The 20,963-nt window shown below is 62.1% G+C and carries 18 protein-coding genes; 11 read left to right on the top strand and 7 right to left on the bottom strand.

The genetic code is table 11. The annotated features are described in order from the left end of the window. Positions 1-77 precede the first annotated feature (77 nt). A complete protein-coding gene (locus CH275_RS20685) occupies positions 78-1,139 on the top strand; it encodes a hypothetical protein (protein ID WP_057477934.1) in 1,062 nt (353 codons plus the stop codon). Then, entirely contained in the window at positions 1,136-2,257 is a 1,122-nt protein-coding gene (locus CH275_RS20690; protein WP_057477933.1) for an ABC transporter permease, read from the top strand. The genes CH275_RS20685 and CH275_RS20690 overlap by 4 nt, the downstream gene beginning before the upstream one ends. An 861-nt stretch (positions 2,258-3,118) precedes the next feature. Here CH275_RS20690 and CH275_RS20695 read toward each other — a convergent pair. Beyond that, positions 3,119-4,126, bottom strand: a complete 1,008-nt coding sequence (locus CH275_RS20695; RefSeq protein ID WP_094680108.1) for an amidohydrolase family protein — start codon at positions 4,124-4,126, stop codon at positions 3,119-3,121. 62 nt (positions 4,127-4,188) lie between these two features. Here CH275_RS20695 and CH275_RS20700 point away from each other — a divergent pair, with 62 nt between their 5' ends. Then, positions 4,189-4,623 carry a MarR family winged helix-turn-helix transcriptional regulator gene (locus CH275_RS20700; RefSeq protein ID WP_057477931.1) on the top strand — a complete coding sequence of 145 codons (435 nt, stop codon included), beginning with the start codon at positions 4,189-4,191 and terminating at the stop codon, positions 4,621-4,623. A 92-nt stretch (positions 4,624-4,715) separates the two neighbouring features. Here CH275_RS20700 and CH275_RS20705 read toward each other — a convergent pair whose 3' ends face one another. Continuing rightward, positions 4,716-5,378 carry an SDR family NAD(P)-dependent oxidoreductase gene (locus CH275_RS20705; protein WP_094680109.1) on the bottom strand — a complete coding sequence of 221 codons (663 nt, stop codon included), beginning with the start codon at positions 5,376-5,378 and terminating at the stop codon, positions 4,716-4,718. A 140-nt stretch (positions 5,379-5,518) separates the two neighbouring features. Here CH275_RS20705 and CH275_RS20710 point away from each other — a divergent pair, with 140 nt between their 5' ends. Next, positions 5,519-5,887 carry a winged helix-turn-helix transcriptional regulator gene (locus CH275_RS20710; protein WP_094680321.1) on the top strand — a complete coding sequence of 123 codons (369 nt, stop codon included), beginning with the start codon at positions 5,519-5,521 and terminating at the stop codon, positions 5,885-5,887. A gap of 1,156 nt (positions 5,888-7,043) precedes the next feature. Further along, on the top strand, positions 7,044-8,150 hold the full coding sequence (locus CH275_RS20715; protein ID WP_057477928.1) for a GGDEF domain-containing protein: 1,107 nt from the start codon (positions 7,044-7,046) through the stop codon (positions 8,148-8,150). A 586-nt stretch (positions 8,151-8,736) separates the two neighbouring features. Here CH275_RS20715 and CH275_RS20720 read toward each other — a convergent pair. Next, entirely contained in the window at positions 8,737-9,255 is a 519-nt protein-coding gene (locus tag CH275_RS20720) for a PadR family transcriptional regulator (RefSeq protein WP_057477927.1), read from the bottom strand. A gap of 185 nt (positions 9,256-9,440) precedes the next feature. Between CH275_RS20720 and CH275_RS20725 the strand changes: the two genes are divergently transcribed. Together CH275_RS20725 and CH275_RS20730 are read left to right on the top strand one after the other, a co-directional pair. Next, positions 9,441-10,421 (top strand): NADPH:quinone reductase, encoded by a 981-nt coding sequence (locus CH275_RS20725; protein ID WP_094680110.1) that lies wholly within the window; start codon positions 9,441-9,443, stop codon positions 10,419-10,421. 67 nt (positions 10,422-10,488) lie between these two features. After that, complete coding sequence (locus tag CH275_RS20730) at positions 10,489-10,881, top strand: ester cyclase (RefSeq protein WP_057477925.1); 393 nt, start codon at positions 10,489-10,491, stop codon at positions 10,879-10,881. Between the two features lie 123 nt (positions 10,882-11,004). On the opposite strand, the gene CH275_RS20735 is transcribed toward CH275_RS20730, so the two are convergent. Further along, positions 11,005-12,363 (bottom strand): MFS transporter, encoded by a 1,359-nt coding sequence (locus tag CH275_RS20735; RefSeq protein WP_256991135.1) that lies wholly within the window; start codon positions 12,361-12,363, stop codon positions 11,005-11,007. Between the two features lie 184 nt (positions 12,364-12,547). Beyond that, positions 12,548-13,375, bottom strand: a complete 828-nt coding sequence (locus tag CH275_RS20740; RefSeq protein WP_094680111.1) for an IclR family transcriptional regulator — start codon at positions 13,373-13,375, stop codon at positions 12,548-12,550. 143 nt (positions 13,376-13,518) lie between these two features. Here CH275_RS20740 and mhpA point away from each other — a divergent pair, with 143 nt between their 5' ends. From mhpA to CH275_RS20760, 4 genes are read left to right on the top strand one after another with little or no spacing between them, the layout of a single operon-like run. Then, on the top strand, positions 13,519-15,108 hold the full coding sequence (gene mhpA / locus CH275_RS20745; RefSeq protein ID WP_094680112.1) for a bifunctional 3-(3-hydroxy-phenyl)propionate/3-hydroxycinnamic acid hydroxylase MhpA: 1,590 nt from the start codon (positions 13,519-13,521) through the stop codon (positions 15,106-15,108). Between the two features lie 47 nt (positions 15,109-15,155). Next, complete coding sequence (tsdA, locus tag CH275_RS20750; protein WP_094680113.1) at positions 15,156-16,145, top strand: gamma-resorcylate decarboxylase; 990 nt, start codon at positions 15,156-15,158, stop codon at positions 16,143-16,145. Next, positions 16,142-17,236 (top strand): maleylacetate reductase, encoded by a 1,095-nt coding sequence (locus CH275_RS20755; RefSeq protein WP_256991136.1) that lies wholly within the window; start codon positions 16,142-16,144, stop codon positions 17,234-17,236. Before tsdA ends, CH275_RS20755 begins: the two co-directional genes overlap by 4 nt. Beyond that, on the top strand, positions 17,233-18,084 hold the full coding sequence (locus tag CH275_RS20760) for a dioxygenase family protein (RefSeq protein WP_094680114.1): 852 nt from the start codon (positions 17,233-17,235) through the stop codon (positions 18,082-18,084). Before CH275_RS20755 ends, CH275_RS20760 begins: the two co-directional genes overlap by 4 nt. A 115-nt stretch (positions 18,085-18,199) precedes the next feature. On the opposite strand, the gene CH275_RS20765 is transcribed toward CH275_RS20760, so the two are convergent. Together CH275_RS20765 and CH275_RS20770 are read right to left on the bottom strand one after the other, a co-directional pair. Further along, positions 18,200-19,741 carry an MDR family MFS transporter gene (locus tag CH275_RS20765; protein ID WP_094680115.1) on the bottom strand — a complete coding sequence of 514 codons (1,542 nt, stop codon included), beginning with the start codon at positions 19,739-19,741 and terminating at the stop codon, positions 18,200-18,202. Then, positions 19,738-20,385 carry a TetR/AcrR family transcriptional regulator gene (locus CH275_RS20770; protein ID WP_094680116.1) on the bottom strand — a complete coding sequence of 216 codons (648 nt, stop codon included), beginning with the start codon at positions 20,383-20,385 and terminating at the stop codon, positions 19,738-19,740. Before CH275_RS20770 ends, CH275_RS20765 begins: the two co-directional genes overlap by 4 nt. Between the last annotated feature and the right edge of the window lie 578 nt (positions 20,386-20,963).

Consider the following 20,963-nt stretch of genomic DNA (forward strand, 5'->3'; position numbering starts at 1 on the left):
ATGCGCCTCTCTCGCGTACCTTATCTTACATATGTATTGTAATGAACAGATGTAAACTACCGACGAGGAGTTCGATTGTGACCGACCAGCTGGCAGCGGGTGCTCAGGAAGCACGTCCGCGCAAGAAACCGTCACCGACGGTGATGATGCTCGGGGGAATGGTGGTACCGCTCTTCCTGATGACGGTTCTTCCTCTGCTCTATACCTGGGGCCTCCATTCGCCGACGCCGCACGACATGGACGTGCGGATCGTGGGAACGTCGACGCAAGTCGAGCAATTCGCGCAGCAGGTTCAGGCGCAGGTCGGGTCGTCATTCGACGTCGGGGTCGTAGCAGATGTCGACGCTGCAAAGGATGCTGTGTCCAGCTTGGAAACGCGTGGCGCCTACGATCCGGCAACGAACATCGTGTACGTCGCGTCCGAAGGAAACCTGGCCGCTGCGCAGGCGGTCGAGGGCCTCTTCGGTTCCATTGCGGGCAAGACAGTCGGCACTGCACCTACCGTCTTCGACGTAGCACCGACGAGTTCTACCGACAGGTTGGGCGCATCGCTGATGTTCGTCGGCCTCGCGGCGATACTCGGCGGCTTCTTGACTGCGACAGTTCTCCAACTGCTCCTGCCAGGCCTTTCGCTGCGTGTCGAGCTGACCGTCATTGCCGTCATGAGCGTGGTGTCCGCGGTAGTGCCGGCCTTCGTTGCATACGGGGTGTACGGCGCGGTGTCCGGAAGCATCCTGGAGGTGCTCGCACTGCTTGCACTGTCGGCGTTCGTCGTCGGATCCTTCCATCTAGGGGGGATGCGTTTGATAGGACCGGGGATGATGATCCCCACGCTGCTGATCATGGTGCTACTCGGAGTGCCCTCGTCGGGTGCGGCGATTGCGCCTGAGATGGTGCCCGGCTTTTTCACCACACTCAATAACTTCCTTCCCACGCCTGCGCTACTGGAGGGCCTCAAGCGCCTCGTGTACTTCCCGGCAGCAAGTATCGGGGGCACCGTTGCCGTGATGGCGATGTGGGGATTCTTGGCCGCCGGACTACTCGGGCTCTCGGTGCTTCGACACAAAAAGGATCCGGACGAACCGATCCTGAGTTCCTTCGCCGCAATTCCCGCACCCGAGAACGGAGACTCGAAATGAGTGAAACAGTAACTGCGCCGGCTGCATCGAACGCAGACTTTCCAACGCAGGGAACGAACCATTTCCGCTTCTACTTCGGCGACGAGCATTCCGCGACTCCGCAGCAGATGAAACGGAGGCACATGCTGACGGGCGGACTGTTGCTCCCGCTGTTCATGATGTTCGTCCTACCTCTCACCTACATCGGACTGTTCCACAGCCCCGGACCGAACGGTGTTCATATCGACGTTGTCGGAAACAGTCCGGCCGCAATGAAATTCGTCCAGAGCAGCGATGCCCTCAACAACGACGATTTTGTGGTCGACCGTGTTGCGACGGTGGACGAGGGTACCGAGCGACTTCTCGATCTGGAAACCCGAGCCGTATACGATCCGACGACCTTGACGTTGTACACAGCGCAGGCGGGCAATACACAATCGACCATCGCTGCGCAGCGATTCGTGACCGCACTCGCTGCATCGACGAATGCAACAGTGAATGTCGAGAATCTGGTACCACTCCCGGAATCGGACGCGGTAGGTGCCGGCGTGATGTATGTCGGACTCGGAGCCATCCTGGCAGGCTTTCTGACGACCGCAGTGGCGTCGCTGGTTGCACCCGGCGTACGCATCAGGTGGAAAGTGTTGTTGCTCGGCGTGATGAGCAGCATCGCGGCGGGAATCCAAGTACTGATTTCCTACGGAATTACCGGGACCTTGCACGACAACATCGGCGGAGTCGCAGGGATGGTGTTTCTTCTTGCATTCACCTGCGGGATCGTCACACTCGGAGGTTTCGTGAACTTCGGACCGGTCATGATGCTCATCTCACTCGGCCTGTACATCATGCTGGGGGTTCCGGCATCGGGCGTTGCGGTCGGGCTCGATCTGGCACCGTCGTTCTACCAGTTTCTGCATCCGCTGCTTCCGACGTCCACGGCGCTGGACGGACTGAAACGTATTGCGTACTTCGATGGCTCGGGCCTGGGTCCTGTTCTGCTCACCATGTCGGTGTGGGCGCTGATCGGATGCTTGGGGGTCGTCATCGGCCACCGTCGCCGAGCGAAAGCCGTGGCGCTCGAACCGGCCGTCGCAGCTGCAGAGGTCACCGATTCCGGTTCGCTGAGTGAGCGCGTTTGAAATCTGCGCTTGATCTGCACCACTCCCCGGCGGACTCGGAGATTGAACTCCGACTACCGGGGAGCGCGTGTAGGCGCGTACGCGGTTCACTTACCGAGGATCGTGAAGGCGACAGTCTCGGCTGCCGCGGAGGGTAGTGGCGCGCCTGGCACCGCGATCACGCCGCGTCAGCGAATTCGTGGCTGCCGAAGGGCGATTCGAAGTGGGCGACGCCGATGTCGCACTCGCAATCGTTTCCGGTTCCTGGCTGTCACTGGGGGCGTCTACTGCTCTCGCAACCCCAACGCGACGAGGCGGAAACGGTCGACCGCACCATCGAACGAGTGCTTCGCGCACTGGGAATCTCGACCGACGAAGCTCGAACACTCTGCGCCGGTGCCCTACCCGCGTCATACGGCGTTACCGTACATGCGGTCGTCGACCCCTGGCCGGGTACACCGAATGGGCGTGAACACGCACGAGCCAAGCCATGGCCTGGCCTGCAGGTGCCCCCTACTCGGTCCCCGGCTTCGTCCCCAAGATTCGGTGGCCAGAGGCGCGGCAGGAGGTCGAGTCTTCAGAAGAAGGCCAGCTGAGCGTCGCCCACGGGTCCGCGGCCGGACTCTGCCCTTCCCGGTCCGCCCGACGGTCCACGTCGAGCATGGACGCCGAGCACCGAGGGGTGCTTCGAGTAGAGCTCGGTTACGGCCCGGCACCTCGAATCGGCTCGGATACGAGGCCGTTCGGCGGAACGGGCAGGCCACACCATGGTGGGGCCTGCCCGTTCCCGGTCAACTCCGACATTCGTGAGCCGGCGTCCGTGCGGCCGTGGCCCGGTCGATCAGCGGTTGGAGTAGCTGATCTATCCTGAATGCCGAAAGACTATGGTTGCGTTGGGGTTCCGGCTGTCAGCCGAGGTAGGAGGCTGTAGGCGTTGTCGTGCATGACCTGCGCGAGCATTGTCGGCCTGTCGGCGAAGTAGGTGTCGACGTTGTCGGTGAACCAGGTCGCGGTGCGCGGGTTCGCGGCGGGGAAGTCTGTACCGAAGAGAATGTGGTCCGGTGCAACGAAGTTCTCGAGTGCCACCAGGTTGGTTTCGAATCCGGATAGGGCGGTCTCGTAGTAGAACGTTCGGAAGTCCTCGAGGATCTCGTCTGCTGTCAGTTCGCAGTCGAGATGGAATGCGCACAGTGCGGCGACGCGTGCGGCGAGGTACGGGGTGCTGCCGCCCGAGTGGGCGAGGACGATTCGTACGTTCGGATACTGGCGTTTGCGTCCGCTGGTCACCAAATCGGCTGCGCCTTTGTAGGTTTCGTTCGGAGTTTCGCTGATCGGGGTGGGCAGGAATCTGCTCGGGGCCCGATTGCTACCGGGTGTCTGCTCACCGTGTAGGAACACGAGCGCGTTGCGGCGGTCGAGCTCGGCCCACAGTGGCTCGAAGATAGGGTCGCCCAGCGATCGGGCCTGATCTCCGGTGCCGTAGACGTTGGTCAGGGTTATTCCGTCGGCTCCCAACACGTCGAACGCGTAGGTCAACTCTTCGAGTGCGGCGTCGGTGTCGGTCGGGGTCGGCAGATGAGCGAACAGTCCGAATCGTCCTGGATGGTCGTCCGCGGCCTGACGGGACAGGGTGTTCACCTCGCGGGCGAAGTGATGGCGCTTGTTCTCCGGGAGCCGGGATTCGATGTCGTTGGGTACGGACAGGATCGCGGTGTCGATCTGCAGTCGGTCCATGAAGTCGACACTGACCTGCGGTGACCAGGCGCTCTCGTCTTCCTTGAATTTCCAGCCGGATGTGTCGCCGAACAAGCCAGAGGTAAGCATGCTGGACGGCATGAAGTGGTGATGGAAGTCGATACGGCCGGGTGTGGTGGCGTTGTCGTGGGTCATACTCACACTCAACGCGCAATAGTTGCTAGTTGTCAATAATATTCAGATGTTAGGTTCTTTACATGGTTGACACCGACGCACCCGAATTGCAGCTCCTCGACGCGCTGTATCGCCTCAACAAGCTGGTCTTGACCGACGCTCGCGTGCACGTCTCCGCTGTCGCGCACTTGGATCTCGTCGACTTTCTGGTGCTTCGCACCGTGAAGATGGGCATCGATACTCCCGGTGATCTCGTCGTAGATCTCGGTCTGAACCCGTCGATGCTGAGCAGGTCGTTGTCCAAGCTTGCCGACGCGGGCCTGGTGATTCGCGAGATCGATTCCGCGGACTCGCGCCGATCACGGATCAGACTGACCGACGATGGTGTGCGAACCACCGCTGACATCGGGGGTCGGATGCGCCCCAGCCTGGCGCGGCGGCTCCAGCTCCTGCCCCCCGACCGGATCCGTGTCCTGTTGGACAGTCTCGAAATCCTGTGCGGGGATGCAGTCGACTGAACCTGGACTGCTCGTGTTCGGTGAAGTGCGCCGCAGGAACCCGGCGCGAGGCCGCGGTCAGTGGTGGTGCTTCACCTCGACACGGTGTGGCGTCACATCGGTGCGGCAGGGTAGCGGGGGTCGGCATCGGACCGCTTTTCGTGCAGTTCGAGGTACGTGGGAGCGATCTCGGCGGCAGAGGTGCCGGGTTGCCCGGATCCGATCCATGCGTTGATGGCCAGATGTGCCGCGTACACGCCGTGTTCGGCGAGTACGTTGTGCAGGTTGAGAACCCAGTTGCGCAGGCCGGCCGACGCGATATTGATGTTGGCGAAAGACGGTGTCGGGTTTATCGATCCGCCGCCGGTGGTGACGATGATGGTGCCGGCTTTCGCGGCGATCATGTCGTCGACGACCTGTCTCACGACATGTATTGCGCTGAAGTAGAAGTCGAGCTGCGGCTGAAGGTTGGCGGGCGTGACGTCGAGGACGCCGGCAGCAGGCAGAGTCGCGTCGGCCGCCGAGAATTCGAGAACGTCCACGGTGCCGAGTGTGGCGCGGATCTGGGTGAAGGCCGTGGCAATCGATTCCTCGTCGAGGAGGTCTGCGGTGAATCCGTGCGCGTCGATCCCCTCACTTTTCAGCTGTTCGGTCAGCGAACTCAACTTCGCCTGGTTTCGGGCGACGAGGGCGACGGTGAAACCTGTGCGCCCGAAAACGCGGGCGATTTCCAACCCCATTCCGGGGCCGGCACCGACTATGACAATCAACGACATGGGTTCACTCCTGCTCGGTTACTATTTGTGTGTCACCCCATCTTCTGTGTGTCGTATCCGCGGCACAAGAGGGCACATTCGTGTTCGTGAGGAGCGCCATGGCGACCAGGAAGACCGGCACCGTCGAGCTCGGCACTCCGATGCCCGGGCCGTGCGAGGGGTGGGGCGAGGATGCGGCATTGATCCGCGGAATTCTCGATCGTGTCGGAGACAAGTGGGGCATTCTCGTGATCGCCGTGCTTCGTGATGCGCCGATGCGATACAGGGAGTTGCAGCGCGCGGTCCCTGGCATATCTCAGCGGATGCTCACCCTTACGCTGCGTCACCTCGAGCGCGACGGCCTGCTCACACGTACCGTGTACCCGGAGGTGCCGCTGCGAGTCGAATATGCCCTGACCCACCTCGGTGTCTCGCTTCTCGAACATGTCTTGGGTCTGGCGATGTGGGCATCAGCCCATACCGACGAGATCCGAAAACATAGGAACGACTTCGACAGCCGGCAATCATGATCATCCACGAGAAAAATCGGCTCGCGTGACCACGGAGAAGTCGCATGTAGACGCGCTGCTTCTACTGCGAGCCGGCACACCGGATACAGCGATGACGGGCGCCCGCAGGTCGGCTACGTGCGGCACCGATGTGTCTACAGATCCTCGATAGAAGCGAAAACTTTGTCCTATCAGCATGATCTGGGTGTCGATGAGCGAAAACGATTGCGGCACCACGCCATGGCTATTTGCCTGCGCTCGCCGCGCACTCACGCGAGCCATGCACGACGCGGCATCACCCATAAGAATCGACGTTCTCTCGAGTCTCTCGTCGGGTGTCGTCGACGTAGGCCATGCTTGGTCTGGTGAGGTGACGCCTTCTCGAAAGAGTTATCGAGGGCGTCAACGACGAATGAGGTCACCTGAGTTCGCACCCTCGAAGGGTGGCAGTTGAGGTAAGAGCAGGAGCCGTCACTGGGGCACGTCTGCTGCGCTCGCGCTCGCGTGGTCGTGGTCGGTACGCCTAGGTTTGCGAGTCCGGGCAGTGACCCAGTGTGCGCGCAACCACCCCGACCATCTCAGAGCCGAGTTCAGTTTTTGGGTTGCGCGGGCCAACTTCCAGGACTTGCGGATGCCGTTCGTGGCGGTGGTTTGGCTCGATGTTCCGGGTACCCAGAAGCCTGCGAGGGGTAGCGCGCATACGCTCGACCCCTACGGGCCAGTTCCAGTGCCATCCGACCGCCGAGAGAGTTACCGGCGAGGTCCGCCCCTAAGACCCAGGACGGTCGGAACGACGACACGGTGGGACTTCGCCAGGAACGGAACTGTCGAGTGCCAAATCCGAGACGACATCGTCACCCCATGCAAGAGAACAAGTGGACTCGCCTTTGCGCCCTCAACGTCTCGAACCAACGGCCCCCTGTTGTCCGTCACGCAAAATATAAAGATTCCATACAAGTATGGTCTGCACGGAGAACTTGATGGCCCGGATGTATGTACTGGATCGCCACTGAAAGCATGCTCGGAGCAGTAGGCTCGGCGAGAGCAGTGGTTTCATGGATGACACGACTGCTTCTGTTCGGCTCACTCGCCACAAGTTCGTGCCTGGACTGCGCGACGAAGCAGTCCAACCGCGACGGGGCGTGAAAAACTGCGAGAACCGAAGGCTGGATCTACCGTGGATCGATTCCGTCAGTGGTGGGTCAGCTCCGTCGACTTCGACTGGCTGCTGGGGTACCACCGGGCACGCCCATTCCTCAGGTACGCCGAGGCTCTGATTTCCCTGTACGGCTTCCTGTGTGCGCTGTTGTGCCTGGGCCTGTTGGTGAGCCCCGATGTGGTTGTGGGAGTTACACAACGAGGCGTCGTGTGCGCCAGCGGCGTTCTCGCGGTTGCCCTTTCCGTTTTGGGTGTCGCGCGGAGGATCGACACCAGGGGTGCGTCTCTCCTGTTTACGGCTGCCAGCGATATCGGCATCGCGGCAGTGTTACTGTCCGTGGCACCTTCGCCCATCGCAATCGTGGGAACCACTATCTTCACGGGCCTCGGAAACTACGTGTCGTCGTTCCACGGACCACGAGTCTTCCTGGCGCATTACGCATTCACGTTGCTCGTGCTGTGTGCGGTGGCGGTGCATGTGTTGATCGAGGGAACTTGGCCCGTCGCAACTGTGCTCACAGTCACAGGTTGTGTGTTCGTCGGATTGTTCACCTCGTCGGTCATCATGCAGGCGCTCGTGTCGCATTTGAGGCACGACGCTTCCGGCGCGTATTTCGACCAACTGACCGGGCTGCGAAACAGGCGAGGCCTCAGCTCGGCCGTGAGCGAGCTGTACCGGACCGGACCTGCCGCTGGATCAGTCGCGTGGAGTGTGGTGATCGATCTCGATGAGTTCAAGTCCATCAACGACCGTTTCGGCCATGGCCACGGAGACGACGTTCTGCGGCGTACCGCTGCAAGAATCCACCAGGCGTGCCCGGGATCGGCATTCGCGGCGCGCATCGGCGGTGAGGAGTTCACCGTGGTAGGGCGCGGGGCTGAGGTCGATGCGCGCGAGTGCGCCGACCGCATCCTGCGCTCGATATTTCGCGACAGTGATGACACCCCGGTAACAGCATCTTTGGGCGTGGCGACCATGGCCGTTCCTCGACTCACCGAAGACGTCGCAAGTGCGATGACTGCTCTGACGGGCCGGGCGGACGCAGCGATGTACGACGCCAAAAGACAGGGCGGCAACCGTGTAGTTCAGGTCGGACATGAGTGCGACGACAAACCTGAGTTCTAGTGTTTCGCCGAACGTCGTTGTCGAACAGGACCCAACTCGGTCTGAAGCTTCCTTGTAAGAAAGCGCGGCTCTACAGTGAAGGCGTCCGATGAAATCCGACGCGAAACACAGTTTCGTCAGAAAGATTCGGGGCCGTTGTAGCCATGTCGACAGACGTATCCGGCAGTCGCGGAAGCGCTCTCGCTGTGCGATCGATCTGCTTACGCCGGCCTGGGTCCTGGTGACCGTCGCAGCGTTCTGCTCTGGTTCGACGGCGTCGGCCACCCCGGTGCGGGCAACTGTTCCGGCGCACGCCGCGGAAGCACGCCTGCCGGAGCACGCCGTGTACCGCCCGGTGGAGATCGAGCGAACACACCGGCTCTCGTGTGGGGCGAAGGCGGGTGCGCTGCGGTCGACTTGCTATACAGCGAGTTCTCGACGGCCAGCGCTGCCTGGGGGTGGTCGTCATCATGGGGTTACGCCGAATTATGCCGAATTCGGGATGGAGGACGAGGTGTACCACTGATCATGTAGGAGAACGCTTTTCGTGTCCAGCAGTTGTCCTGGGAGCGCGGAACGCCGTCGGCTACGGGCAAGTCCGAATTCTTCAGTTCGGGCTGTCGAGTAGAGACCTGAGCCAGACTCTTTCTGTGCGACTCGTCTTGCGCGCGAAAAGTAATAACCCCCGACGGTAGATGTCGGAAATTTCTTCCGCTTTCACGGCCCGGTCCCCGTCGTAGAAGAAGCTGGCCGGTTCCTCGAGAAAGCGCAGCCTCCGTCGCAGAACTGCATGCTGCTCCTCCACGGAAGGCACAAGAGACAAGAATGTCAGCACCACAACGAAACGCGAGAACTCCGACAAGTCGTTGTCCTGCGGATCCCGCAGGCGGGACGTCAACTCGTGGCGTCCTTCGTCGGTGATCGTGAGTACGTAGCGCGCCGGCCCTGCACCGGGCTCGGAGCGTCGCTCCAGAAGACCGCTTCGGTCCAGGCGTTTGATTGCGGGATACAAAGTTCCATCGCTCACTGGCCTCGCGTAGCCGGTCAGCTGAGCCACTCGTCGTTTGAGTTCGTATCCATGCAGGGGGCCCTCCGAAAGAAACCCGAGAATTGCCAATTCCAACATGTGTCCAGTGTGACAGGTGTACCTCGATTCGATGTGTACCTCGAATCGAGGTAGTAGGGTGGGTGACCGATGACCAGGACTCACCTCCTCCAAAGGGACTACATGACAATTCTCGAGCTCGAACGCATCACGCTGGCTCCCGTGAACGGACCGAGGGGCATCACCGACGCTTCGGTCGTGGCACATTGATCGCCGCGTGGTACGACTCGCAGGGGGAAGCCCAGGACGTTCTCCGAGTCGGAGAGATTCCGGCACCCGACCCTGGACCAGGCGAGGTTCGAGTGCGCCTGTTGTTGTCCTCGGTCAATCCGGGTGACACCAAGAAACGGCGTGGGTGGCTCGGCTCGACGATGCCGTATCCGCGGGTGGTGCCCCACAGCGACGGAGCCGGGTACCTCGACGCTGTGGGGGAGGGCGTCGAGCGAAGACGAGTTGGCGAGCGTGTGTGGGTTTTCGGTGCGCAGTCCTATCGAGCGTCCGGCACCGCGGCGCAATGCACGGTCGTACCCGGCTGGCAGGCAGTCGCCTTGCCGGATTCCGTGGATCCGAACCTCGCTGCCTGCCTGGGAATTCCAGGTATCACGGCACACCGCGCAGTGTTCGGTGACGGAGCGGTTGTCGGGCAGACGGTCCTGGTCCACGGCGTGTTGGGCGGCGTAGGGTCTCTCGCTGCGCAGTTGGCTCGATGGAACGGGGCGACGGTAATCGGAACTGTTCGCACAGAAGGGGACGCGGATCTCGCGCGTGCCCACGGCACCGACCACGTCGTGGTGCTGAGCGACGACGAAGCAGTGACGCAGGCACGGGATCTTGCGGTTGGTGGCGTCGACCGCATCATCGAAGTGTCGTTCTCGGAAAACGTCGAATTCGACGCGGCAATTGGCAAGAACAACACAGTCATTGCCGCCTACGGCACCCGCGAGGATCGACCGAGTCTGCCGTTCTGGCCGATGCTGTTCGACAACATCACCATTCGTCTACTGGGCAGCGACGATTTCTCTCGAGAGGCTAAGTTGGCTGCCGCGGCGGACCTGACCGCGGCTGCTTCTACCGGTGCGCTGTCCATCGCGGTCAGCGATCCACTGCCGCTGGATCGAATCACCGACGCTCACGACCGCGTCGACGCGGGAACTCGGACGCGAGTCCTCCTACAGATCCCAGAGTGATCAACCAATGAACCTTGCATCACAGAATGAATGGAACAACATCAAAACGAAATCTCCCGAAGAGGTGATGACACGATTCGTCGAGTTCATCAACACAGCAGACGAGCAGCTCTCTCACGAGGTGATTGCGGCAGAAGCCGTGTTCCATGCCCCGACACATCCCGAACCGCTGCGGGGACCGTCGGGCTACCTGGAATTGCTCGCCCTGTTGCGCAACGGCTTTTCCAATATCCAGTGGACCATGGAGGAGACGATCATCGAAGGCGACAGGGTCGCGGCGCGATTCACCATGCGTGGCACACACTCGGGCGAATTCTTCGGCGTCCCGCCCACCGGCGTGACGATCTCGGCCCAAGCCTTCAACTTTTACTACCTCGCCCACGGACAGATCGTCGGCGAGCACGGGCAGCCGGACCTGCTGGGAATCTTGCAACAGATCGGCGCCGTACCTGCTCCGTGATGTCGTAGCCGAAAGCCTGTGTCCGGTTCGAGGGACTACATCCTCGAACCGGACACAGGATCAATCATGTTTCAGCACAACCTTTTCGGGCTGCGCGGCCCACGGATTCATGCAGCCGGCCGCTCAGGGCCGACGAGTGGAATTCGACGCCGCATCCGCAAGTGATGTGTCGGTAATCGGATCGGTCGTGGAGTGCCGGGTTCGAGGCCGCGGAACGGCTACGGCGGTGATGGCACCGGCGAGTCCGACGATGGCGAAGCTGTAGAAGTTCCAGTCGACGCCGCTTGCGCGGTCGAGAACGAATGCACCGAGGGTTGGGCCGACGATGGCCCCGAGGCGTCCGACCGACAGGGCCCAGGCCAGTGCGCTGCTGCGGTTCTCGGGATCGTAGACGGAAAGTATAAAGGCGTTGGCCAGGATCTGAGAGCCGATGAACCCGAAACCACTGACGAACATCAATACGAACAGCACGGGGGTGGGCGGTGAGAGGCTCATCAGAATCAGGCTCACCGTGCCGGTCAGGAAGGCTGCGACCACCACGATGCGGGGGCCGAATCTGTCGGCCACGGGCCCGGCTGCGATGACTCCGACGAACACGCCCAGCCACATGGCGGCAGTTTGCATCAGTGCGGAGCCGAGCGAGTATCCGGCGGCTTGCATGATCGACGGCAGCCAAGCGCTGATACCGAAGACGAGCAGCAGCCCGCAGAAGGACATCACCCAGGCGAGGATGGTGGTGGGGGCGAGGCGTCTGGTCAGTAGCGGGCCGAGACCGAGGAACCGCCCGGCGGAGGTGCTGGTTGCCATCGGTTCATGGGCGAGTCCGTAAAGATTCTCGATCTGCTTCGCATCGCCATCTCGGCCGGTGAGGCGCAGGTGGAACGGGCTTTCCGGCAACCGGAACATCAACGGCAGAGCGACGAGCGGCAGGATGACGCCGATGAGGTACAGCCAGTGGTAGGAGATCTCGGGTAGCAGTGCAGCTCCGAGAAGCGGCGCGGCCAGTGCACCGATTGCGTAGCCGCTCATCATCAGTCCGATATGCCGGGCGCGGCGTCCTGGTTCGCTGAGGTCTGCAACATAGGCGTTCAGCGTGGGAAGCACGACGCCCAGACCGAGGCCGACGACCAAACGGCCGAGCCCGAAGATCTCCGCGCTCGTCGCGACAGTGGACAGCAGCATGCCGACGGTGAAGATGGCAATCGATCCGAGCAGCAGTCTGCGCGGTCCGAAGCGATGCATCACGGCTCCGGCGAAGGCTGCTCCGACCAGCATGCCGACGCCGACCAATGAGCCGATGGTTCCCGCCGACGCCCTGTCCATGCCCAGCGAGGGCGTCTGCAGTAGGACGGGGACCGTGGCCCCGTAAATGGCGAGATCGAAACCTTCCAGGGTGGCGACCAGCCACGTCACATACAGCATTCTTTTGGTGGCGCGGGGCAGGCTGCGCCCCTGTGTGCTTGGTGTTGTCGAGCGACTCACGTGAATCTCCTGTCGAGGCAAAGTCGTTGGTGCGCAGCGAATGCCGACGTGCGACGTCGATCGGCACGGCATGTGATGTGCGGTCGGCTCGACGCCCGTATGGCGCAGATCACAGTTCAACATAAAGAAACGAGTTGCGCAATAGTGAAATCGCAATTACTTCGACGTGATGGTGGTTTTCGGGTCAGGCGGGACGCTCGACCACGGTGCCCGAGCTGCCGAAATCCTCGGAGATTGCCTGTGTCGCGCGCAGCAATTCCTCGGTAGCGGCAGCGACCACTTCGGCGCTGCCGATCTTTGCCGGGATCGCCACTGCTACCACCAGGGGAATGGACTGGCCCGCAGGGAATACCGGGGCTGCTATCGACATCACGCCGGGGATCACCTCGCCGGAGATTGTCGCGACACCGTTTTGCCGGACGTGCGAGCGAAGTGCTGCCACCTCGTCCTCGTCGGGTGCGGTTGCACCCATCGACTCGAGCTCGTCGTGCAGAAAGGGTGCGACCATCGTTTCGGGGAGATGCGCGAGGTAGACGTGGCCGATGGCAGACGTCAACAGCGGCATCGTCGATCCCACGCGAATGGTGATCGGCAGCGCGTGTGCGCCGTAATCCCACCGCACCAGAACCGGGCCGTGATCTCCCCAGGCTGCCAGGTTGACCGAATGGCCGGTGCGGTCTCGCAGGGTCGGGAGGTGCTCGGACGCGACGCTGACGTCATCCATACGGCGCAGTGATTCGATGCCGAGCCGGCGCATGGCAGGGCCGAAGTCGTACAAGCCCGACCGGCCGGATTGCACGATCAGACCGGCACGGCCGAGGCTGACCAGGTAACGGTGGACTTTGCTTGCCGCCATTCCCGAGGCGTTCGCAATCTGGGTCAGGCTCATCGGCCCGAGGCCTCGCTCGAGCGCTTCGATGACACCCATCGCAAGTTCGACCGACTGAATGCCCTGGCGAGCACCCGTGCGTTCGGAGGCGTCGATGGAATTGGAGTCTGGATTATCGGTCACGGATCCACCCTAGGCACTCGGGGAGAATTCGACGGCCTTCAAAGAGATTCACTACTGTGCATTGACTTCACTAATAATGAACTCTAGCGTTGTGGTTGCCATCACATTCGACGACAGAACGTCACAGCGAGAGGAGCAGCCACATGTCTGCTTTCGAACCAACGCAGGCCGGCCACGAGACGACCCCTGACGTCGTTGTCGTCGGCTGCGGTCCCACCGGCATGGTGCTGGCCGCCCTTCTCGGAAGCCAGGGGCGCAGCGTCGTGGTTCTCGAGCGGTACAGCGGCCTCTACAACCTGCCGCGAGCTGCAGCATTCGACGACGAAACGATGCGTACGTTTCAGAAACTCGGTATCGCGGAGAAGATGCTGCCGGGTGTCAACGTGCAGCGCGGATACATCTGGGTCAACGCCCAGGACGACGTTCTGCTCGACATCGAGTACGACAACCCGGGCCGCAGTGGGTGGCCATCGCAGTACATGATGCATCAACCGCACGTCGAGACCGTGCTCGACGAGCTGCTGACCTCGCTTCCGACGGTCGATGTGCGGCGCGGACATACCGTGACCGGAATCCAGCAGTTCGATTCCGGGACAACCGTTCTCGCCACCGACGCAGAGGGCCGCACCGTCCGAGTCGACACCGAGTTCGTCGTCGGCTGCGACGGCGGCAACGGAATCGTCCGGGAGGTCGTCGGCGGGGCGCTCGACGATTACGGCTTCTTCGAGAACTGGCTGGTGTGCGACTTCGAGCTCTCTCGCGACGTCCCGACGCTGCCCACGTTCCGCCAGGTGTGCGACCCCGCCGAGCCGATCGCGATCGTCAACATCGGACCGCGCCACCACCGGTTCTCGTTCCGTCTCGACAGTGGCGCGCAACGAGACGAAGTGGTGCAGCAGGACAGGGTGTGGTCTCGTGTGTCTGCATACTTGACCCCCGACGACGCCGAGCTCGTCCGCGTCGCGAACTACACCTTCCGATCGTGCATCGCCTCGAAGTGGCGCGCAGGCAACGTCTTTCTGGCCGGCGACGCCGCACATCAGATGCCGCCGTTCTTGGCGCAGGGCATGGTGTCCGGTATCCGCGACGCCCGAAACCTGGCGTGGAAGCTCGACATGGTTCTCTCCGGGCATCCCGACGCGCTCCTCGACTCCTATCAGGCCGAACGCGAGCCGCATGTCCGATTCATCACCGAGAAGGCGATCGAACTGGGCCGGGTCCAAACCATGCGAGACCCCGTCCTCGCAGCCGAACGTGATGCGCGAATGATCGCCGCTCGCAAGGCCAACCAGAAGCCCGACAAGCTGCAGTACCCGGCGCTGTCCGGTGGATTGATCGCCAACAGCGGCGACATCTTTCCCCAGGGACTGGTCTCCACATCGTCCCGCACTGCTCTGTTCGACGACATCGCCGGAACCGGATGGCTTGTCGTGGCGGACGGAAAGGCTGCGTTACGAACCATTTCGGTCGACGACCGCGACAGGTTCGCGAGCATGAGTGGCAAAGAGATCGTCTTCGGGCTGTCCTCGATGTTCGACGGTGCGCCGACCTCCGACACCGCCGGCGTGTACACCCGTTGGTTCGCCGCGCAGAAGTGCGTCGCAGTAATCGTGCGGCCCGACGGCTATATCTACGGACTGGCCCGCACCGACGACGAACTGGCCGAGTTGATGACAAGCCTGATCGAGGCGGTAACACCGGCCCGGCCGGCGCTGCTCGCCACGACCTCCTGACACCCCCCCCAATTTTCGGACCGAACGACAACACCCGAGGAGAGATAATGCAGGGCAAGATCGCACTGGAAGAACACTTCGCCATCCCCGAGACACTGAACGACTCTGCGGGATTCGTGCCCGGCACTTACTGGGACGAGCTGCAGCGGCGGTTGCTCGACATCCAGGATGTCCGACTGAAGTTGATGGACGACAACGGCATCGAGACCATGATTCTCTCCCTCAATGCCCCTGCCGTGCAGGCTATCCCGGACCACAAGCGCGCCGTCGACATCGCTCGCCGCGCCAACGACGTGCTCGCGGAGGAAATCGCCAAACGCCCAGACCGGTTCCGCGGCTTCGCCGCCCTTCCCCTGCAGGATCCCGACGCAGCCACCGAGGAACTGCGGCGATGCGTCACCGAACTCGGATTCGTCGGTGCACTGGTCAACGGGTTCTCACAGAGCGAGTCCGTGGACGACGGAAACACCCCGCTGTACTACGACCTTCCGCAGTACCGTTCCTTCTGGGCCGAGGTGGAACGACTGGACGTGCCGTTCTATCTTCACCCGCGCAATCCGCTCGAGCAGGACGCGCGCATCTACCAGGGCCACCCGTGGCTTCTGGGGCCGACGTGGGCTTTCGCCCAGGAGACCGCCGTGCACGCACTGCGACTGATGACGTCCGGACTGTTCGACGAGCATCCCGGTCTGAACATCGTGGTCGGCCACATGGGGGAGGGCATTCCGGCCATGCTGTGGCGAATCGACAACCGCAACGCGTGGGTGGACGTGCCGCCCACCTATCCCGCGAAACGTCGGATGGTCGACTACTTCACCGAGAATTTTTTCATCACCACCTCGGGGAACTTTCGCACCCAAACTCTGATCGATGCGCTTCTCGAACTCGGATCCGAGCGCGTGATGTTCTCCACCGATTGGCCTTTCGAGAACGTCGACCACGCGGCGAACTGGTTCGACTCGGCCAGCATTTCCGAAGCCGACCGAGTCAAGATCGGTCGCAGCAACGCCGCCGCGCTGTTCAAGCTCGACCGATGATCCGGGACACGACTCTGTCTTCCTTCGTTCACAGCGGATCACCCGCCCGCATCGTCTTCGGACGCGGCAGCGTGCAGACGGTGTCCGCTGAGGTCGAGAGGCTCGGATGCAGTCGGGCGGTCGTGCTGTCCACCCCGCACCAGCACGACGAGGCGACGCGCCTGCTGGGGACTCTGGGTGCACTCGGGGTCGGCGTCGTCGCCCTCGCCGAAATGCACACACCGACCGCGGTGACAGCTCGGGCGTTGATCGAGGTGGAGAACTTCGGCGCGGACTGCATCGTCGCCATCGGCGGAGGCTCGACCACCGGGCTGGGCAAGGCAATTGCGGCACGAACCGGACTGCCGCAGGTCGTCGTGCCCACCACCTACGCGGGGTCGGAGGTGACCCCGGTTCTCGGAGAAACCGAGAACGGAGTCAAGACCACGCGGCGCGGACCGGAGATCCTCCCCGAAACCGTGGTCTACGACCCTGATCTCACCGATTCGATGCCGATCGAACTCACCGTCGCCAGCGGCCTCAACGCCATGGCGCACGCCGTCGAAGGCACCTACGCTCGCGACGGCAGCCCCATCTACACCTTGACGGCGCTGGAAGGTCTCGAAGCACTTCGCGATGCGCTACCGGTACTGGTTCGTGAACCCGACAACCAGGACGCACGCGACCGCGCCCTGTACGGCGCATGGCTGTGCGGCACGGTCCTCGGCGGCGTGGGAATGTCTGTGCACCACAAGCTGTGTCACACCCTGGGCGGTGCATTGGACCTCCCGCACGCACAGACCCACGCAATCATGCTGCCCCACACCATCGGCTTCATCGAAGAATCTGTGCCGCACGCACTCACCGACGTCGCGGCACTGTTCGGCGGGTCGGCGGGCGCAGGACTGCACGACTTTGCCGTCGACATCGGTGCGCCGCTCCGGCTTGCGGACCTGGGCGTCACCATCGAACAGCTGGATCTGATAGCGGACCAGGCCACCGCCTCGCCGTACTGGTCGCCGCGCCCACTGGACCGCGATTCCATCCGCAGCGTCCTGCGAGACGCCCACGGCGGCACCCGCCCGAACCCGAGGAGCGAATCATCCTCATGAAGTACTTCACCGAACATACATCTGTCGACATCGTCAACGAACGAATGACCGTGCCCGCCGACGACCGTGTCGCCGTCATCATGAGCAGCCTCGTTCGTCACGTGCACGAGTTCGTCAAGGACGTGAACCTCACCGAGGCCGAATGGGACCTCGCCATCGACTTCCTCACCCGAACTGGGCAGATCAGCGGCCCCGAACGACAGGAATTCATACTGCTCTCGGACGCGCTCGGCGTGTCCATGCTCGTCGACGCCGTCAACCACCGCAGACCCGAAGGCGCCACCGAGAGCACGGTATTCGGACCGTTCCACGTCGAGAACGCGCCGATCCGCGAGATGGGCGAGAACATCAGCCTCGACGGGAAAGGCGAAGCATGCCTGTTCGTGGGGCGCGTTACCGGCACCGACGGTACGCCGATCGAGGGCGCATGTGTCGACGTATGGTCGGACAATGCGGACGGCTACTACGACGTCCAGCAACCCGACATTCAACCGCGCTGGAACAACCGCGGCCGTTTCCTCACCGAAGCCGACGGTAGGTACAGCTTTCGCGGCATCAAACCCACGTCGTATCCGATTCCCGACGACGGGCCCGTCGGGCAGATGCTCACCCGCCTCGGGCGACACCCCTACCGACCGGCACACATGCACTTCCTCGTCTCGGCCGACGGTTACGAGCGGCTGGTGACACACACCTTCGTCGACGGCGACGAGTACCTGGAATCCGACGCAGTATTCGGTGTCAAGGAATCACTCGTCGCAACGTACGAAAAGCGCGGACCGGATGCAGACACCATGTGGATATCCGAGTACGACTTCGCACTTGTGCAGGAACCCGGCGAGGTATAGACCTACAGTCGCTTCGGGCCACACGTTGCCCACCGCATCGCCGTCTTGCCATACTGCCGAGCACGTTCCGCCAGTGCGCGTCGGTACCGCACACGCCACCGTGTCCTTCGCGATCTCAGCTACTGCGAGTGCTCAGAGTGCGCTCTCTCGTTGTCGCCAGGGGTTTTTCGTCGATGAAGACCAGAAGCAGCAGCGCGATGATCATCAGGGGCACCATGTAGAGAAAGACCGGTGTGAGGGCGTCGTTGTAGGCGTTGACGATGACCTCTCGTGCGGCGTCGGGTAGTGCTCGCACGGACTCGGGTGTCAACGAACTCTCCGGTGATGATCCGTCGGTCGAGGCTCCTCCCGAGAGTGAGGTCAGTCGGGAGACGAACAGCGTGCCGACCACCGCGGAGCCGAGGGATGCGCCGATCTGTCGGAAGTAGTTGTTCGATGCGGTGGCGGTGCCGACTTCGGTGATCGGGAAGGAGTTCTGCACGATGAGTACGAGGATCTGCATGCTCATACCCAGTCCGATTCCCATGACGGCCAGGTATGCACAGATGATCCACACTTCCATGCCGGCGGTCATCGTCGATAGCAAGATCAGTGATAGGACTACGATTCCCGAGCCCATGATGGGTAGGTATTTGTAGCGTCCGGTCTTGCTGACGAGTTGGCCGGAGACGATCGATGTCACCAGTAGACCAGCCATCATGGGGATCATCAGCAAGCCGGCTTTCGTTGCTCCCGCGCCGGTGACCATCTGGAGATATGTGGGCAGGTAGGCGAGTGCACCGAACATGGAGACGCCGATGATGAGTCCGGCGACGGTGGTCAGATTGAAGTTTCGGTCTTTGAAAAGGTGTAGCGGCATGATGGGTTCCGCGGCTGCCTTCTCGACACCGACGAAGCTGACAGCTGCAACGGCCGTTGCAATGATCAGGGCGATTATTGCGGGGGAATTCCAGGCGTAAGTTGTTCCGCCCCATGTCGTTATGAGCACCACGCCCGTCGAGGCCAGTGCGAGAAGCGTCATTCCTGTGACGTCCAGTCGGGGTTTGTCGTGGTCGATCTTGGGGAGTCTCAGGAAAAATACTGCTGAGGCGATCGCGAGCACGCCCAGTGGGACGTTCATCCAGAAAGCCCAGCGCCATCCAATTCCTTCGGTGAAGAATCCGCCGAGTAAGGGGCCTGCGATCGAAGAGAGCGCGAAGACGCCGCCCATGATGCCCATGTACTTGCCGCGCTGGCGTGCGGGAACGACGTCGGCGATGATTGCCTGAGCCAGGATCATCAGGCCGCCGCCGCCGAGCCCCTGGATCGCGCGCCCCGTGATGAGCCAGGGCATGTCTCGAGCGAGTCCGCCGACTATCGATCCCGCCATGAACAATGCAATTGCGAAGATGAACAGCGACTTTCGGCCGATGAGGTCACCTACCTTGCCGTAGATCGGCAGCATGATCGTCGAGGCGAGAACGTACGCCGTTGTCACCCATAGCATCTGGTCGACACCGTTGAGTTCGCCGACGATGGTGGGCAGAGCAGTGCTGAAGATGGTTTGGTCGAGTGAGGCGAGCAACATCGTCACCATGAGACCGGCGAAGACGAGCAGGATGCTGCGCCTGTCGTCGGTGACGAGGGCCTGTTCGACGGTGTTGTCAGCGGTTGTCACGACAGTCCTTCTCGTAGCTCGTGCACGAGCGAGATTGCTCGGCGTTCGATGTCGGTCACTCTCGAGTCGGCTCCGACGACGGAGTCGTCGAGAGATGTCGCCCACTCGCGAAGGGCGATGCGCACTGCACCGCCGCACAACACGAACAGCAGTTCGGCGTGCGCAGTTGTATCACTCGTTTTCTCAAACGGCGTTCCAGTGAGCATCGTCTCGATGGTCTGTGTGAGTTTGCTTGCCCGGGCGGTGAATTGCGCCATTTGGCCACCGAGAATCTCTGGATGCCGTTTGACGACTTCGAGGCGGTCGGCTTTCATTCGGGCCCGGCTCGATTGAGGGGATCCCATGACCGTGAGCATCAAGCCGACGATGCCAGGGATCAAGTCCGAGCCCGGGTGCTCGTGTATGTAGTCGGCGATCAGTTCGTCTATGACTTCGGCGGGGTGAACACCCAGAACAGCATTATCTTTGCTTTCGAAGTAGTTGAAGAACGTCCGGGTGGAGATGTCGGCCAGATCGCTGATCGCGTCCACGGTCGTCTCACCGAGTCCGTCCCTGAGCACGAGAGTCAACGCGGCTTCCTCTATCCGGGCGCGCGTATCGGCGCGCTTGCGGTCTCGCCGGCCTGGCTTTTCGGTAGTGGGCACCTATTTACAGTACTGCAATTATGCACGACTGCACGTTTGGCTTTTGAGGTCTGGTTCAACACCGTTCTTTCGTGCGACCACCTGCGACGCTCGCGCTCCATTGTCGATACGTCGCTCCAGAGTTCATGCGCCTCGCTATCGCTTGCCGGGGTGAGGGACCACCTGAAGTGATAGGGGGCGTTCGGCACTCGATCCGGGACATGGACATGTTCCGTGCTAGCCGTCCAAGTTCTCGGCTTTCGGCTGCAAGTCCCGCCTTCCTCCTGGCGCCGGCAACACTGGGTTCACTACCGAACGTGCTCCCCACCGCCCGATGTGGGTTGGCCGGCGTCGCGGCTCGAAACGCACCCGCAGCAGCGGTTACCACATCAGAATGGTCGCCACCGGTTGCGCCGACAACGACAACCACTGTTCCGCCGACCACGACGACAACCACAGTTTTCGCACCGCCACCACCGGCGCCGACCACCCCGACCGCCGCGTCTGCTCCCGCGGCTCTGTTGGCCCCGTTGGTCTCGCCGTCGAGTGTGTCGACTGCCCGGGGCGTCGACGTCGACGGCGCTCCGACAGTGCAGATC

Source organism: Rhodococcus sp. 06-235-1A, from assembly GCF_002258785.1.
Taxonomy (GTDB): domain Bacteria; phylum Actinomycetota; class Actinomycetes; order Mycobacteriales; family Mycobacteriaceae; genus Rhodococcoides.

Coding starts and splice junctions, on each gene's coding strand:
- CH275_RS20690 (WP_057477933.1), top strand. CDS start 1,136: ATGAGTGAAACAGTAACTGCGCCGGCTGCATCGAACGCAGACTTTCCA.
- CH275_RS20695 (WP_094680108.1), bottom strand. CDS start 4,126: ATGACCCACGACAACGCCACCACACCCGGCCGTATCGACTTCCATCAC.
- CH275_RS20700 (WP_057477931.1), top strand. CDS start 4,189: ATGGTTGACACCGACGCACCCGAATTGCAGCTCCTCGACGCGCTGTAT.
- CH275_RS20705 (WP_094680109.1), bottom strand. CDS start 5,378: ATGTCGTTGATTGTCATAGTCGGTGCCGGCCCCGGAATGGGGTTGGAA.
- CH275_RS20710 (WP_094680321.1), top strand. CDS start 5,519: ATGCCCGGGCCGTGCGAGGGGTGGGGCGAGGATGCGGCATTGATCCGC.
- CH275_RS20720 (WP_057477927.1), bottom strand. CDS start 9,255: ATGTTGGAATTGGCAATTCTCGGGTTTCTTTCGGAGGGCCCCCTGCAT.
- CH275_RS20730 (WP_057477925.1), top strand. CDS start 10,489: ATGACACGATTCGTCGAGTTCATCAACACAGCAGACGAGCAGCTCTCT.
- mhpA (WP_094680112.1), top strand. CDS start 13,519: ATGTCTGCTTTCGAACCAACGCAGGCCGGCCACGAGACGACCCCTGAC.
- tsdA (WP_094680113.1), top strand. CDS start 15,156: ATGCAGGGCAAGATCGCACTGGAAGAACACTTCGCCATCCCCGAGACA.
- CH275_RS20755 (WP_256991136.1), top strand. CDS start 16,142: ATGATCCGGGACACGACTCTGTCTTCCTTCGTTCACAGCGGATCACCC.
- CH275_RS20760 (WP_094680114.1), top strand. CDS start 17,233: ATGAAGTACTTCACCGAACATACATCTGTCGACATCGTCAACGAACGA.